General features: G+C 63.1%; 14 protein-coding genes. 8 read left to right on the plus strand and 6 right to left on the minus strand.

Features of this window, described 5'->3' with window-relative positions:
* The first annotated feature begins 1 nt into the window (after nt 1).
* On the plus strand, nt 2-415 hold the full coding sequence (locus tag CR103_RS14235) for a hypothetical protein (protein WP_099916637.1): 414 nt from the start codon (nt 2-4) through the stop codon (nt 413-415).
* Here the strand turns inward: CR103_RS14235 and CR103_RS14240 are convergent.
* Complete coding sequence (locus tag CR103_RS14240) at nt 398-1234, minus strand: EamA family transporter (protein WP_099916684.1); 837 nt, start codon at nt 1232-1234, stop codon at nt 398-400. The two genes, CR103_RS14235 and CR103_RS14240, sit on opposite strands and share 18 nt — an antisense overlap.
* Nucleotides 1235-1443: 209 nt before the next feature.
* On the opposite strand from CR103_RS14240, the gene xth reads away from it, so the two are divergent.
* Nucleotides 1444-2217, plus strand: coding sequence for an exodeoxyribonuclease III (gene xth, locus CR103_RS14245; RefSeq protein WP_099916638.1), 774 nt, complete (start codon nt 1444-1446; stop codon nt 2215-2217).
* Between the two features lie 129 nt (nt 2218-2346).
* Here the strand turns inward: xth and CR103_RS14250 are convergent, their stop codons facing one another.
* The 4 genes from CR103_RS14250 to CR103_RS14265 form a co-directional block, all read right to left on the minus strand.
* Nucleotides 2347-4599: a RelA/SpoT family protein gene (locus CR103_RS14250; RefSeq protein ID WP_099916639.1), complete on the minus strand. Its 2253-nt coding sequence runs from the start codon at nt 4597-4599 to the stop codon at nt 2347-2349.
* A gap of 74 nt (nt 4600-4673) precedes the next feature.
* On the minus strand, nt 4674-4877 hold the full coding sequence (rpoZ, locus tag CR103_RS14255; RefSeq protein ID WP_094441537.1) for a DNA-directed RNA polymerase subunit omega: 204 nt from the start codon (nt 4875-4877) through the stop codon (nt 4674-4676).
* A 42-nt stretch (nt 4878-4919) separates the two neighbouring features.
* Nucleotides 4920-5564 carry a guanylate kinase gene (gene gmk / locus CR103_RS14260; protein ID WP_099916640.1) on the minus strand — a complete coding sequence of 215 codons (645 nt, stop codon included), beginning with the start codon at nt 5562-5564 and terminating at the stop codon, nt 4920-4922.
* Between the two features lie 41 nt (nt 5565-5605).
* Nucleotides 5606-6493 carry a YicC/YloC family endoribonuclease gene (locus CR103_RS14265; protein ID WP_099916641.1) on the minus strand — a complete coding sequence of 296 codons (888 nt, stop codon included), beginning with the start codon at nt 6491-6493 and terminating at the stop codon, nt 5606-5608.
* Nucleotides 6494-6589: 96 nt separating this feature from the next.
* Here CR103_RS14265 and CR103_RS14270 point away from each other — a divergent pair, with 96 nt between their 5' ends.
* From CR103_RS14270 to hemW, 6 genes are all read left to right on the plus strand, one after another.
* Entirely contained in the window at nt 6590-7573 is a 984-nt protein-coding gene (locus CR103_RS14270) for a serine/threonine protein kinase (protein WP_099916642.1), read from the plus strand.
* Between the two features lie 23 nt (nt 7574-7596).
* Nucleotides 7597-8547 (plus strand): PP2C family protein-serine/threonine phosphatase, encoded by a 951-nt coding sequence (locus CR103_RS14275; protein WP_099916643.1) that lies wholly within the window; start codon nt 7597-7599, stop codon nt 8545-8547.
* A 39-nt stretch (nt 8548-8586) separates the two neighbouring features.
* The gene (gene rph / locus CR103_RS14280) at nt 8587-9315 is read left to right on the plus strand and encodes a ribonuclease PH (RefSeq protein ID WP_099916644.1); all 729 of its coding nucleotides are present in this window, start codon (nt 8587-8589) and stop codon (nt 9313-9315) included.
* A gap of 111 nt (nt 9316-9426) precedes the next feature.
* Nucleotides 9427-9753 carry a hypothetical protein gene (locus tag CR103_RS24155; protein ID WP_370659445.1) on the plus strand — a complete coding sequence of 109 codons (327 nt, stop codon included), beginning with the start codon at nt 9427-9429 and terminating at the stop codon, nt 9751-9753.
* A 289-nt stretch (nt 9754-10042) separates the two neighbouring features.
* Nucleotides 10043-10627, plus strand: coding sequence for an RdgB/HAM1 family non-canonical purine NTP pyrophosphatase (rdgB, locus tag CR103_RS14290; protein ID WP_099916645.1), 585 nt, complete (start codon nt 10043-10045; stop codon nt 10625-10627).
* Nucleotides 10624-11874 (plus strand): radical SAM family heme chaperone HemW, encoded by a 1251-nt coding sequence (gene hemW / locus CR103_RS14295; RefSeq protein WP_099916646.1) that lies wholly within the window; start codon nt 10624-10626, stop codon nt 11872-11874. Before rdgB ends, hemW begins: the two co-directional genes overlap by 4 nt.
* Nucleotides 11875-11958: 84 nt before the next feature.
* Here hemW and CR103_RS14300 read toward each other — a convergent pair whose 3' ends face one another.
* Entirely contained in the window at nt 11959-13572 is a 1614-nt protein-coding gene (locus CR103_RS14300; protein WP_099916647.1) for a methyl-accepting chemotaxis protein, read from the minus strand.
* Nucleotides 13573-13618 lie beyond the last annotated feature (46 nt).

Here is a 13618-nt window from a genome sequence, read left to right on the forward strand (position 1 = left end):
AATGTGCATTTTGGCGTCCATAACCGCCGCGCTGCTGTGTTGGCCGCTGCTTGCAGTGCTCGCACTGCGGCGCACCGACCGCCTTGCATCGCATCCGGTTCTGTTTGCCAAAACCTCACATTTATTTCTCGACGAGTACTTAGCAGTCGAGCAGGAGCAGGAGCAGGAGCAGCGTGCCCAGATCGCGTCACAACCATCGTACGGCGGTGGCGTTCCGGTGACGTCAGCCTCGACCGCACGATTTCATCGCGCAGCACATTCCGGCAGGTCGCGCTGGCGCTCGCCTCCAGCACCACCCGCGACGCGCATGCGCTGTATTCGGCCGATCTGGCGCACCTGCGCGCGCAGGCCAGATGACGGCATCATGAAGATCGTGATGGACGGCGTGATGAACCGCTTACTTGCGGCGCGCTAACGTGGCTGATCCGGCTGACGCCACCACGATGCAGCCAATCGCGATCCATTGCATGGCATTCAAGCGTTCGCCGAGGACCAGCATGGCGGCGAGGGCGCTGATGGCGGGCGCGGCGCTGCTGAGCATGCCGAACAGCCCCTGCGGCAAGCCGCGCAGCGCGACAATTTCCAGCGAATACGGCAGCGCGCTCGACAGCACGGCAATCGCCAAACCGACCAGCACGATGGCCGGCGTCAGCACCGACGCATCAACATGGAAGGCGCCGAGCGGCACGATGAACAGCGAAGCGACCAGCATGCCCCACGCCACCGCCTGGCCGCCCCGCAAGCTCGACGCGCGCTTGCCGAACACGATGTACAGCGCCCAGCACGCCGCCGCGCCGAAGGCGTAAGCGACGCCGGCCGGGTCGACCCGGCCGGCGTCGCCGCTGTGTATGGGCAACAGCAGGTACAGGCCGAAGCCGGCCAGCGCGCAAGCGGCGATGTTGCGCGGGCGGCGCGACGACAGCAGCGCCACCGCGAGCGGGCCGGTCACTTCGATCGCTACCGCGATGCCGATCGGGATGCGCTCGAAAGCGCGGTAGATCAGCAGGTTCATCATGCCCATCACCGTGCCATACACCAGCAGGTTGACGACGTCGCGGCCGGTCAAACGGAAACGCCACGGCCGGAAGATTGCCAGCAGTAACAGTGCGGAGAAGCCGACGCGAAAAGCCGTGATCGCTTCGACGCCGATGACACCGAACAGATTCTTGGCGACCGCCGCGCCCAGGTTGACGGAAACCTGGCTTCCCAGCAGCGCAAGTATTGGCAACAACATGCTGTCGCGGTGCGGGTTGTCTGCATTGTCCAACTGTCGCCGGCTTTCCATGGTTGATTGCCGCGTACAAAATAGAATGCGGGCGGGCAGGAGCATAACATTGTAGCCGTTTGGCCAGCAGCGCTGAGCCCGGTCCGGCGGTATTCGTGTGGCAAATTGCGCCATTTTTTGTTTCAATAGAGGACTTCGCGAATAACCCCGGGACCAACATGCGCATCGCCACTTACAACGTCAATGGTATCTCCAGCCGGCTGCCGGCACTGCTGCAATGGCTGCAAGAAAAGCAGCCCGATGTCGCCTGCCTGCAGGAATTGAAGGCGCCGCAGGAAAAATTTCCCGAGGCGGCGATCAAGGACGTGGGTTACGAAGCCATCTGGCACGGCCAGAAAAGCTGGAACGGCGTGGCGATCCTAGCGCGTGGAACGACACCGGTGGAAGTGGGTCGCGGCCTGGCGGGCGACCCGGAGGATGCGCAAAGCCGCTACATCGAGGCGACGGTCAATGGCGTGCTGATCGCCGGCCTGTACCTGCCGAACGGCAATCCCGCGCCCGGCCCGAAGTTCGACTACAAGCTGGCGTGGATGGAACGGCTGATCATCCGCGCCGCCGACCTGATCGAAAGCGGCCAGAAGGTGGTGCTGGCCGGCGACTTCAACGTCATCCCGACCGAGCTCGATGCCTACAAGCCGGAGCGCTGGGTCAACGACGCGCTGTTCCGGCCCGAAACGCGCGAAGCATTCGGACGGCTGATGGGCCAGGGCTGGCGTGACGCGCTGCGCACCATGCATCCGGACCAGACCATCTATACCTTCTGGGATTACTTTCGCAATGCCTACGGGCGCGACGCCGGGCTGCGCATCGACCACCTGCTGCTGAGCCCGTCGCTGGCGCCGGCGTTAAAAGCTGCCGGCGTCGACCGTGACGTGCGGGGGTGGGACAAGCCCAGCGACCATGCGCCGACGTGGATTGAACTGGATTTGTAAGCATGTGGGGTGCGGGTTACTGCTGCAGCGCTTGTGCAGCCGAAATCAGGGATGCGGTTTGCCCGCCAGATTCCCAGTCAAGCGTTTCGGTGTGGCGTGAAAGGAAAAAACGGCGCGCAGGCGCGCCGCTCAGGCCCGTTCGCGCTCGACCCGGGTCACGCCGGCCACGCCGCGCAGGTTGCGGATCAGGTGGGCCAGGTGGACCCGGTCCTTGACCTGGATCGTGAAGCGCAACTGGGTCATCACGTGTTCTTCGTCCTCGTCCATGCCGACGTAGCTGATGTTGGTGTCGGACTCGCCGATCTCGGCGGCAACACGGGCGAGAATGCCTTTTTCGTTGTTGATCAAGAGCCGGATGCGACAGTCGAAACGGCGGTTCAGCTCGTTGCCCCACTGGACCGCGATCCAGCGCTCCGGCTCCTTCATGCGCATGCGTTTGGCCGGCATGCAGTCACTGGTATGCACCACCAGGCCCTGGTCGCGGCGCAGCTGGCCGACGATCTGGTCGCCCGGGATCGGCAGGCAACACGGCGCCAGCTGCACCGACACGCCTTCGCTGCCATAGATGGTGACCGGGTCGAGTTCGGCCGGGATCAGGTGATGATGGTGGCTCGAGGGCAGCATGCCGGGCTCGTCGTCGATCAGGCCGAAGATGTGGCGTGCCACCAGCGCGGCCATGCGCTTGCCGATGCCGATTTCAGCATACAGCTCGTCCATCGACTTGGCCGACGATTCGTTGAGCAGTTTTTCGATGGTCGGCTGCGGCAGGTCGGGATTGATGTTGAGCGCCATAAGGGCCTGCGCCAGCAGTTCCTGGCCCAGCTCGACCGATTCGTTCAGGTTGATGGTGCGCAGGTGATGGCGAATCGCCGAACGGGCCTTGCCGGTACGCACAAAACTGAGCCACGTCGGGCTCGGGCGCGAATCGGGATCGGTGACGATTTCGACGATGTCGCCATTGTGCAGCTCGGTGCGCAGCGGCGCTTGCTCGTTGTTGATCGCCACCGAGACGGTATGGTCGCCGATGCCGGTATGGATGTTGTAGGCGAAGTCGAGCGCGGTGGCGCCGCGCGGCAGCGCAATGATTTTCGACTTTGGCGTGAACACATAGACCGAGTCGGGAAACAGGTCGACTTTGACGTGCTCGAGGAATTCGGCCGAGTCGCCCGTTTGCAGCTGGATGTCGAGCAGCGACTGCAACCAGCTGTGGGTACGCTGCTGCAGGTCAGTCAGGTTCGAGTCGCCGTTTTTGTACAGCCAGTGCGCAGCCACGCCCGATTCGGCAGTGCGGTGCATTTCCTGGGTGCGGATCTGGAATTCGACCGGGGTGCCGTACGGGCCGATCAGGGTCGTGTGCAGCGACTGGTAGCCGTTGAGCTTGCGGATCGCGATGTAATCCTTGAACTTGCCCGGCATCGGCTTGTACAGCCCGTGCAGCGTGCCCAGCGCCGCGTAGCAGCCGGCGAAGTTCTCGACCACCACCCGAAAGCCGTAGACGTCGAGCACTTGCGAGAACGACAGGTGCTTGCTGCGCATTTTCCGGTAGATGCCGTACAGCGTCTTTTCACGCCCGTACACCTCGGCCGCCAGTTCAGCCGCCGCCAGCGTGTTCTTGACCGATTCGAGGATCTTCTTGACCACTTCGCGGCGGTTGCCGCGCGCCGCCTTGACCGCTTTTGCCAGCGTCCGGTAGCGCATCGGGTACAGGTGTGAAAACGCCAGGTCCTGCAGCTCGCGGTAGATGTTGTTCAGGCCAAGGCGATGGGCGATCGGCACGTACACTTCCATCGTCTCGGCGGCGATGCGGCGTTTCTTGGCCGGCGCCATGTGCTCGAGCGTGCGCATGTTGTGCAGGCGGTCGGCCAGCTTGATGAGGATGACGCGCACGTCCGACGCCATCGCCAGCAGCATTTTGCGGAAGTTTTCCGCCTGCGCTTCGATCAGGCTCTGGAATTCGATTTTTTCCAGCTTCGACAGGCCATCGACGAGGGTGGCGACCGGCGCGCCGAAGCGTTCGATCAGCTCTTCCTTCTTGACGTCCTGGTCTTCCATCACGTCGTGCAGCAGCGCGGCCATGATGGCCTGGGCGTCGAGTTTCCAGTCGGCGCAGATTTCGGCGACCGCGATCGGATGGACAATGTAGGGTTCGCCCGACCTGCGGACCTGGCCGAGGTGCATCTCGTCGGAAAAACGATATGCTTCCTTGACTTTCTTCAGTTCGGACGGGGAGAGGTATTCGGCCAGCTTGTTGACCAGCAGGGTGACCGAGGCGACCACCGGCGCGGGCGCCGCCGTGGCGCTGTCTTGCAACTTCGACGCTGCGCGCGACGCCCGGGTCTTGGGCGTGTGCGTGGGTGTCAAATCCGGTGTGGTCAGGTTCATACGCAATGTCAATCAGCCGCAGTGTGATGAAAGGATACCAGAATGGCGGATCGACACATAAGGCACGGCCCGACTTACATCGGGACCTTTTTGAGCATCTCGATGCCGACTTTGCCGGCGGCGATTTCGCGCAGGGCAACGACGGTCGGCTTGTCCTTGGCGTCCACCTTCGGGGTGTGGCCCTGCAGTAACTGACGCGCGCGATAGGTTGCGGCCAGGGTCAACTGGAAACGGTTAGGGATTTGCTTCAAGCAATCTTCAATGGTAATGCGGGCCATTATTACTCCTGATCTGGTGGGGGGTGTGCCGGGACTGGGCGATCACGACTGCGACGCATGGATGCCGAATTGGGCAAACAGCGAGGCGTTACGTGCGGCTTGCTGTGGAAACCGGGCACGTGTCGCTCTGACAATCGCGCTCATCTCGGACAAAGCGACGTGAAACTCTTCATTGATGATAGCATACTCGAACTCCGGAGCGTGAGCGATCTCGCCGCCGGCGGCCAGCAGGCGCTTGGTAATGACGTGCGGTTGGTCCTGGCCGCGCTTGTACAAGCGCTCTTCGAGTGCGGCGATCGACGGCGGTAAAATGAAGATGCCGGCCGCGTCCGGGAACAGCTTACGCACCTGGCGCGCGCCCTGCCAGTCGATCTCGAGCAAAATATCGATACCGGTCTTCATTTCCTTTTCGACCAGCAGGCGCGAGGTGCCGTAGTAGTTGCCGTGCACTTCGGCCCATTCGAGGAACTCGCCGGCGTCGGCGCGGGCAACAAAATCTTCGGGCGTTGTGAAGAAGTATTCGCGGCCGTGATGCTCGCCCGGACGCGGCGCGCGCGTGGTGGTCGAGATCGACAGCTTGATGCCGGGTTCCTGTGCCAGCAAGGCGTTGACCAGGGTCGATTTACCTGCGCCCGACGGCGCCGCGACGACGAACAGGCTGCCGGCGAGGGCGGGGTGGATGCTCATGAGATTCCTTGGGTCGAAGCTTACAATTCAAATTTTATTGATCATTCCAGGTTTTGCACCTGTTCGCGCATCTGCTCGATGAGCAGTTTGAGTTCCATCGAGGCATCGGCCAGTTCCTTGACAGAGGCCTTGGCGCCCAGCGTGTTCGCTTCGCGGTTCAGTTCCTGCATCATGAAGTCGAGCCGCTTGCCGACCTGGCCGCCTTTGTTGAGAATGTGGCGCGTCTCGTTCAGGTGGGCGCACAGGCGCGACAATTCTTCCGAAACGTCGATGCGGATGCCGTACAACGTTACTTCCTGGCGGATCCGCTCGAACACTTCCTGGCGCGTCAATGTCGACGGGTTGCCGTGGCCGGCCAGCCCCAAGGCGTCCTGCATGCGCTCGACCGCTTTTTGCTGGAACTGGGCGATCACCTGCGGGATCAAGGGCGATATCCGCTTGACGATGACGTCCATCGCGTCGATGCGGGTGAGCAGCATCGCCTCCAGGGCCGCGCCTTCGCGCCGGCGGCTGTCGATGAAGGCGGCGACGGTGCGCGTGGTGAGAGCGGCGACGTCAAGCTGCAGCGACTCCTGGCCGATATGGGCCTCTTCGATCACGCCGGGCCAGCGCAGCAGTTCGGCCACCGTCATCACCGGCGCCGAGACGAAATGGCGGGCGACTTCGGTTTGCAGCCGCGCCAGGTCGGCCAGCAGCGTCGCATTGAGCGCCTGCGAGGCGCCGGCCACCTTACGCCCGAAGCTCAGGCGCGCCTCGACTTTGCCGCGCTGAATCGCGGCCATGATTGCAGCACGCAGGTCCGGCTCGAGGGCGCGCAGCTCGTCGTTGATACGGAACTGCAGGTCAAGGAAGCGCGAGTTGACGCTCTTGATCTCGATCGTGAGTGTGCCGGCGGCGCCTTCGCTGGTGGCGACCGCGTAACCTGTCATGCTTGAAATGCTCAATGGAGTCCCCGGTTTTTTTATCTCTTCTTTACAAAGCAGACATTTATCCACACAATCGCCGTGTTAAGCAAGGAACCCTTTATGGCTGCACAAAACAACGCTCCCTTGCCCGATGGGCTGGAAATTGGTGGATATCGCATTGTAAAGAAAATTGCGTCTGGTGGGTTCAGTATTGTATATCTCGCTTATGACGGTGACGGCAACGCCGTCGCCATCAAGGAATACCTCCCCAGCGCGCTCGCCTTGCGCCAGCCGGGCGAGCTGATCCCGGTCGTCGCCAAGGCCAACCTGCCGGTGTTTCGCATCGGCCTCAAGTGCTTTTTCGAGGAAGGCCGCTCGCTCGCGCTGATCGCCCATCCGAACGTCGTGCGCGTGCTGAACTTCTTCCGCGCCAACGAGACCGTCTACATGGTGATGGCCTACGAGTCGGGCCACTCGCTGCAGGAGCACATCGCGCGCCTGAGCGCCAAGGGCAGCCGCTTAGGCGAAGCCTTCATTCGCCAGGTCTTTGCCGGCGCCTGTAACGGGCTGCGCGAAGTCCACGCCAACAAGCTGCTGCACCTGGACCTGAAGCCGGCCAACATCTATTTGCGCACCGATGGCACCCCGATCCTGCTCGACTTCGGCGCCGCCCGCCAGACCATCAACGCCGACGTGCCCAAGCTCACGCCGATGTACACCCCCGGCTTCGCCCCGCCCGAACTGTACTCGAAGGCCGGCGCGCTGGGGCCGTGGTCGGACATCTACAGCATGGGCGCGGCAATGTTCGCCTGCATGGCGGGCGCGCCGCCGCAGCCGGCCGACCTGCGCCGGCAGGACGACAAGATGGCACCGCACTACGCCGCGCTGGACGCCGCCTATTCGCCCGACCTGGTACGGATGGTGCGCTCGTGCCTGGAACTCGATCCGCTGGCGCGTCCGCAAAGTGTGTTCGCACTGCAGAAGGTGCTGCAGATGGCGATGCCGCCTGCGGCCCCAGGCCGGCCGGCCGACAAGCTGACCGGCCAGTGGCGCGCGCTGGTCAGCCGCGTGCTTGGGCCGGGCCGCAAGAAAACCGCCGACTAACCCATATCACGGAGCCAGGCACGATGCAGTTTTCAGTCTACCAGCAGAGCCACATCGGTGGCCGCAAGGTCAACCAGGACCGGATGGGCTACAGCTTCACCCGCGACGCGCTGCTGCTGGTGCTGGCCGACGGCATGGGCGGCCACCTGCGCGGCGAGATGGCCGCCACCATCATGATGCAAACCATCTCGGCGCTGTTCCAGAAGCAGGCCACGCCGTACGTCAAAAAGCCGGCCTGCTTCCTGCAGGAGGCGTTCCTGGCGGCGCACCATGAAATTCACCGCTACCGCGCCGAACACGCGCTGCCCGACACCCCGCGCACCACCGTGGTGGCCTGCCTGATCCAGCACAACACGGCGATCTGGGCGCACTGCGGCGACTCGCGTCTGTACTGGATGCGGCGCGGCCAGGTGCTCGGCCGCACGCGCGACCATTCGCACATCGAGCACCTGATCGCCAAGGGACAGGCCAAGCCGTCCGAGCGCGCCACCCACCCCGACCGCAACAAGCTGTACAACTGCATCGGCGCCGGAACCTTGCCCAAGATCGAGGTGGCAAGCCAGGCCAGCCTGCAACCGGGCGACGTGCTGCTGCTGTGCTCCGACGGGCTATGGTCGATGCTGCCCGACGAAGAGATCGTGCACCGGCTGGCCACTCAAACTATCGTGCGTGCCGTGCCGGAACTGATCAACATGGCCACCACCATCGCCGGCGCGACAGCCGACAACACGACCGCGCTGGCGATCATGTGGCAGGGTTCGCCGGACGTCGAGTCGCCGTCCACCGTCACCGCCGACATGGCCACCGTGATCTCGACCCAGATGCTGCCCGAAGACCTCGTCAGCACCACCATCCCGAGCACGCCCGAGCCGGAGGGGCCGCATGAAGTGGACGCTTTTTCCGACGACGAGATCGAAAAGGCGATCGCCGAGATCCGCGGCGCCATCGAGCGCTCGTCGCAGCTACTTAAATAAATAACATCATCGCTTCCTATCTTTAACTCAAGGACCACCATGACATTTGCAGCACGCCCGAGCGCTCGCGCCGTAGACCAGTTGCGCGATATTCGCCTCACTCGCCAGTACACCAAACATGCCGAAGGATCGGTGCTGATCGAATGCGGCGACACCATTGTCATTTGCACCGCCAGCATCGAAGACAAGGTGCCCGGCTTCCTGAAGGGCAAAGGGCAAGGCTGGCTGACGGCCGAATACGGCATGCTGCCGCGTTCGACCCACACCCGCATGGACCGCGAAGCGGCGCGCGGCAAGCAGTCCGGCCGCACCCAGGAGATCCAGCGCCTGATCGGCCGTTCGCTGCGCGCCGCCTTCGACCTGGAAGCATTTGGCGAGCGCACGCTGCACCTGGACTGCGACGTCATCCAGGCCGACGGCGGCACCCGCACCGCCTCGATCACCGGCGCCATGGTCGCGGCCTACGACGCCTTTTCAAAGCTGCGCGAGCGCGGCGCCATCGAGGCGGTGCCGGTCAAAAGTTTTGTCGCCGCGATATCGGTCGGCGTGTACCAGGGCATGCCCGTGCTCGACCTCGACTACGTCGAGGATTCCGGCTGCGACACCGACATGAACGTGGTGATGACCGAGGCCGGTCACTTCATCGAAGTGCAGGGGACGGCCGAAGGCGCCGCTTTTGATCGCGCCGGCATGGACCGGCTGCTCGATCTGGCGCAGGGGGGGATTGCGGATTTGATCAGGATGCAGCGGCAGGCGCTGGGAGTGTAGGGATAGCATCGCAGCGCTACGAAAGGGGGGGCCCTGGTTCGAGGATGTCGCAAAACATCAAATGGCCGCAATGATCACGTCGTCCTCGCGGATGCGGGGACCCAATCGAATATGACGATCGCTAAACTAGAGACCGTCCAGGCCGGCGGCGGCACCGGCACCGCCTCGATCACCGGTGCCGGTCAAAAGTTTTGTCGCCGCGATCTCGGTCGGCGTGTAGCCTACGTCGAGGATTCCGGCTGCGACACCGACATGAACGTGGTGATGACCGAGGCCGGTCATTTCATCGAAGCAGGATGCAGCGGCAGGCGCTGGGAGTGTAGGGCTAGCATCGCAGCGCTACGAAAGGGGGTCCCCTGGTTCGAGGATGTCGCAAAACGTCAAATGGCCGCAATGATCACGTCGTCCTCGCGGATGCGGGGACCCAATCGAATATGACGATCGCTAAACTAGAGACCGATTAGTTGATCATCTTTTTAACGGACGAAGCCAGGCATTGTCGATATTCGCGAAAAACTGGGTCCCCGCATTCGCGAGGACGACGTGTCAGTTGTGGCCATTCGCCCTTTTGCGACACCTTTGGATGCGGGACCTAATTGGGTCCCCGCGTGCGCGAGGACGACGAATATGACGATCGCTAAACTAGAGACCGTCGTCCTCGCGCAGGCGGGGACCCCATTTTGCCAGCCGCGGTAAAATGGTAACTCCCCCCCAAGTCCCCGCTGCCATGACCCAACGTCTCGTCCTCGCCTCCAACAATTCCGGCAAACTCAACGAATTCAGCCAGATCCTCGCCCCGCTCGGTTTCGAACTGCACCCGCAAGGCGAACTGAACGTGCCCGAGTGCGCGGAACCGTTTGCCACCTTTGTCGAAAACGCGCTTGAAAAAGCCCGTCACGCCGCCCGCCTGACTGGCTTGCCGGCGCTGGCCGACGACTCGGGCGTGTGCGTCAATGCCCTTGGCGGCGCCCCCGGCGTATGGTCGGCGCGCTATGCGGGCGAGCCGAAATCGGACGCACGCAATAACCAGAAACTGATCGCCGACCTCGACGCGCACGCCGACAAGTCGGCCTACTACTACTGCGTGCTGGTCTACGTGCGCCACGCCGACGACCCGCAGCCGGTGATCGCCGACGCTGTCTGGCCAGGCGAAATCAGCGCCACCGCGCGCGGCGCCAATGGCTTTGGCTACGATCCCCATTTCTGGATTGCGTCGCTCGGCAAATCGGTGGCCGAACTGTCATCGATTGAAAAAAACGCGCTGTCGCACCGCGGCCAGGCGCTGCGCGCGCTGGTCGGGAAGCTTAAATGATTCCGATCAAAGTCGTTGGCGCCGCTTCTAATACGGCCCCGAACACCGCGCCGCGTTCGCCCGCCGCCAGCGCCCTGCAGTACCTGAAACCGGGCGCGCTAAATTTGTCCGCGCTGCCGCCGCTGTCGCTCTACATTCATTTCCCCTGGTGCGTACGCAAGTGCCCGTACTGCGACTTCAATTCGCACGAGGCGCGCGGTAAGTTTCCCGAGCAGGAATACCTCGACGCCGTGCGGCTTGACCTCGAGCAGTCGCTGCCGCTGATCTGGGGCCGCAAGATCTACACCGTGTTCATCGGCGGCGGCACGCCAAGCCTGATGTCGGCCGAGGGCCTCGACCGGCTGCTGTCGGACGTGCGCACCTTGCTGCCGCTCGACCTCGATGCCGAGATCACCATGGAAGCGAACCCCGGCACGTTCGAGGCCGAAAAATTCAAGTCCTACCGCGCCAGCGGCGTGAACCGGCTGTCGATCGGCATCCAGAGCTTCAATGCCGATCACCTGAAAGCGCTCGGCCGCATCCACGACGACAACGAGGCGATGCGCGCGGTGGAAATCGCGCAGGCGAACTTCGACAATTTCAACCTCGACCTGATGTATGCGCTGCCGACCCAGACACTGGCCCAGGCGCGGCGCGACCTCGACACCGCGCTGACGTTCAAGCCGCCGCATCTGTCGCTGTACCATTTGACGATGGAGCCGAACACGGTGTTCGCCAAGTATCCGCCGGTGCTGCCCGACGACGACGCCAGTGCCGACATGCAGGACATGATCGCCGAAGTGACCCTTGCTGCCGGCTACGGCCACTACGAAGTGTCGGCTTACGCGCAGCCGGGCCGGCGCGCGAAGCACAACCTTAATTACTGGGAGTTTGGCGACTATCTCGGCATCGGGGCCGGCGCGCATTCGAAGATATCGTTTCCGCACCGGGTGCTGCGCCAGGTCCGCTACAAGCAGCCGGAGTCGTTCATCAACGCCGCGCGCGCCGGCAATCCGGTGCAGGAAGAGCATGAAATCGCGCGCGCCGACATGGGCTTCGAATTCATGCTCAACACCTTGCGCCTGACGGCAGGGTTTTCGCCGAACCTGTTCGGCGAGCGCACCGGCATGGCCATCAATGCGATCGACGCCATGCTCGACGCGGCCGAGGCGAAGGGGCTGCTGTACCTTGACCACAAGATCATCCGGCCGACCGAACTTGGCCAGCGCTTTCTCAACGACTTGCAGCAGATGTTTTTGGGCGACTGAATCAACGTCGAACTACCTGCCTTGCGAACCGTCATCCTCGCGCACGCGGGGATGACGGTTCGCAAGGTAGTGGTGTTGTAGCAATTACGCGATGCGCAGGCGCGGCTCGCCTGCCGCCGCAGCCGGCCGCCGGCGGCCGGCCGGCGCCTCGGCTGCCAGCTTGAACCCCGCCGCCACGCTGGCCAGCGCATCGGCCTGCTCCTTCAGGCTGGCCGCCGCCGCCGCCGCTTCTTCCACCAGCGCCGCGTTCTGCTGCGTCACCTGGTCCATCTGCGTGATTGCCTCATTGACCTGGTCGATGCCGGTGCGCTGTTCTTGGCTGGCCGAGGTGATCTCGGACATGATGTCGTTGACCCGCGCCACGCTGTCGACGACGTCTTGCATCGTACTGCCGGCTTCCTTGACCAGTTTGGTGCCGATGTTGACCTGGCCGACCGAGTCGCCGATCAGGTCCTTGATCTCTTTCGCCGCACTTGCCGAACGCTGCGCCAGATTGCGCACCTCCGACGCCACCACCGCGAAGCCGCGCCCCTGCTCGCCGGCACGCGCCGCTTCCACTGCCGCGTTCAGCGCAAGGATGTTGGTCTGGAAGGCGATGCCGTCGATGACGCCGATGATGTCGACGATCTTGCGCGACGATGCCTCGATCGCCCCCATCGTGTCGACCACCTTGCCGACGATGTCGCCACCCCTGGCCGCGACGCTCGAGGCGGCAAGCGCGAGCTGATTGGCCTGGTCGGCGTTGTCGGCATTCTGGCGTACGGTGGCCGTCAGTTCTTCCATCGTCGCCGCGGTTTCTTCGAGCGAGCCCGCTTGCTGTTCTGTGCGCGAGGACAGGTCGAGGTTGCCGGCGGCAATTTCGTTGGACGCTACCGCAATCGAGCGGGTGCCCTGCTGCACTTCCGAAACGATGTTGAACAGCGAATCGTTCATCGCCTTCAATGCCAGCATCAGTTCGCCGATTTCGTCTTGCGAGGCAGCCTCGAAGGTAGTGCTCAGGTCGCCGTTGGCGACCGTTTCGGCCACCTTGACCGCGGCCCGCAGCGGCCGGGTGATGCTGCGCGAAATCAGCCAGGCGAACGTGGCGCCGATCAGCACCACCAGCACGCCGAGCAGCAGCAGTAGCTTGAACGCGCGGGCGCTGGTCGCATCCAGCGCCAGCGCGGTATCGTCGATCGACTTGCGCTGCATGGCAACGAGCGCCTTGAGCCTGTCGGAATAGCGATCCGCCGCCGGCATGAAAACCGTATTGAAAACGCGAGCGCTGGTTTCTGCGTCGCCGGCTTTTTTTGCGTTCATTACTTCTACCTTGGCGGCCTGATAACCGGTGCGATCAGCAATGATCGCCGCCATGATCGCCTTTTCTTCATCGCTCGTGAGCAGCGCTTCGACCTGCTTGATCAGTTCCGTGCTCCGGGTGACGCTGTCGGCGATCGGTTTAGCGAACGTGGTGGCCAAGGTTTCGTCAGTGCTGCGGGCAATCAGCGAGGTCCGTACGATGGCCGTACTGGTGTACATGTACCAGTCGGCCACGAGCCGTTCCTTGACCAGCGGCTGCTCAGTCATGCGTTTGGTCGCTTCGGCCGCACTGCGCGCGGCAATCAGCGAATAGGACGTTGAAATAATCGACAACAAAAGGACAAAGGCAAAGCCTGCTGCCAGACGGGTGCCGATACGGAGATTGGGAAAAAGTTTCATGGTGGCCTGGATAATACTTACGGGCAACCATTATCGTGGGAATACG

The organism is Massilia psychrophila (assembly GCF_002760665.1).
Taxonomy (GTDB): domain Bacteria; phylum Pseudomonadota; class Gammaproteobacteria; order Burkholderiales; family Burkholderiaceae_D; genus JAFCUW01.

Bases quoted from the DNA above. Each gene is read 5' to 3' on its own strand.
- CR103_RS14235 (WP_099916637.1), top strand. From the start codon at position 2: ATGTGCATTTTGGCGTCCATAACCGCCGCGCTGCTGTGTTGGCCGCTG.
- CR103_RS14240 (WP_099916684.1), bottom strand. From the start codon at position 1,234: ATGTTGTTGCCAATACTTGCGCTGCTGGGAAGCCAGGTTTCCGTCAAC.
- xth (WP_099916638.1), top strand. From the start codon at position 1,444: ATGCGCATCGCCACTTACAACGTCAATGGTATCTCCAGCCGGCTGCCG.
- CR103_RS14250 (WP_099916639.1), bottom strand. From the start codon at position 4,599: ATGAACCTGACCACACCGGATTTGACACCCACGCACACGCCCAAGACC.
- rpoZ (WP_094441537.1), bottom strand. From the start codon at position 4,877: ATGGCCCGCATTACCATTGAAGATTGCTTGAAGCAAATCCCTAACCGT.
- gmk (WP_099916640.1), bottom strand. From the start codon at position 5,564: ATGAGCATCCACCCCGCCCTCGCCGGCAGCCTGTTCGTCGTCGCGGCG.
- CR103_RS14265 (WP_099916641.1), bottom strand. From the start codon at position 6,493: ATGACAGGTTACGCGGTCGCCACCAGCGAAGGCGCCGCCGGCACACTC.
- CR103_RS14270 (WP_099916642.1), top strand. From the start codon at position 6,590: ATGGCTGCACAAAACAACGCTCCCTTGCCCGATGGGCTGGAAATTGGT.
- CR103_RS14275 (WP_099916643.1), top strand. From the start codon at position 7,597: ATGCAGTTTTCAGTCTACCAGCAGAGCCACATCGGTGGCCGCAAGGTC.
- rph (WP_099916644.1), top strand. From the start codon at position 8,587: ATGACATTTGCAGCACGCCCGAGCGCTCGCGCCGTAGACCAGTTGCGC.
- CR103_RS24155 (WP_370659445.1), top strand. From the start codon at position 9,427: ATGACGATCGCTAAACTAGAGACCGTCCAGGCCGGCGGCGGCACCGGC.
- rdgB (WP_099916645.1), top strand. From the start codon at position 10,043: ATGACCCAACGTCTCGTCCTCGCCTCCAACAATTCCGGCAAACTCAAC.
- hemW (WP_099916646.1), top strand. From the start codon at position 10,624: ATGATTCCGATCAAAGTCGTTGGCGCCGCTTCTAATACGGCCCCGAAC.
- CR103_RS14300 (WP_099916647.1), bottom strand. From the start codon at position 13,572: ATGAAACTTTTTCCCAATCTCCGTATCGGCACCCGTCTGGCAGCAGGC.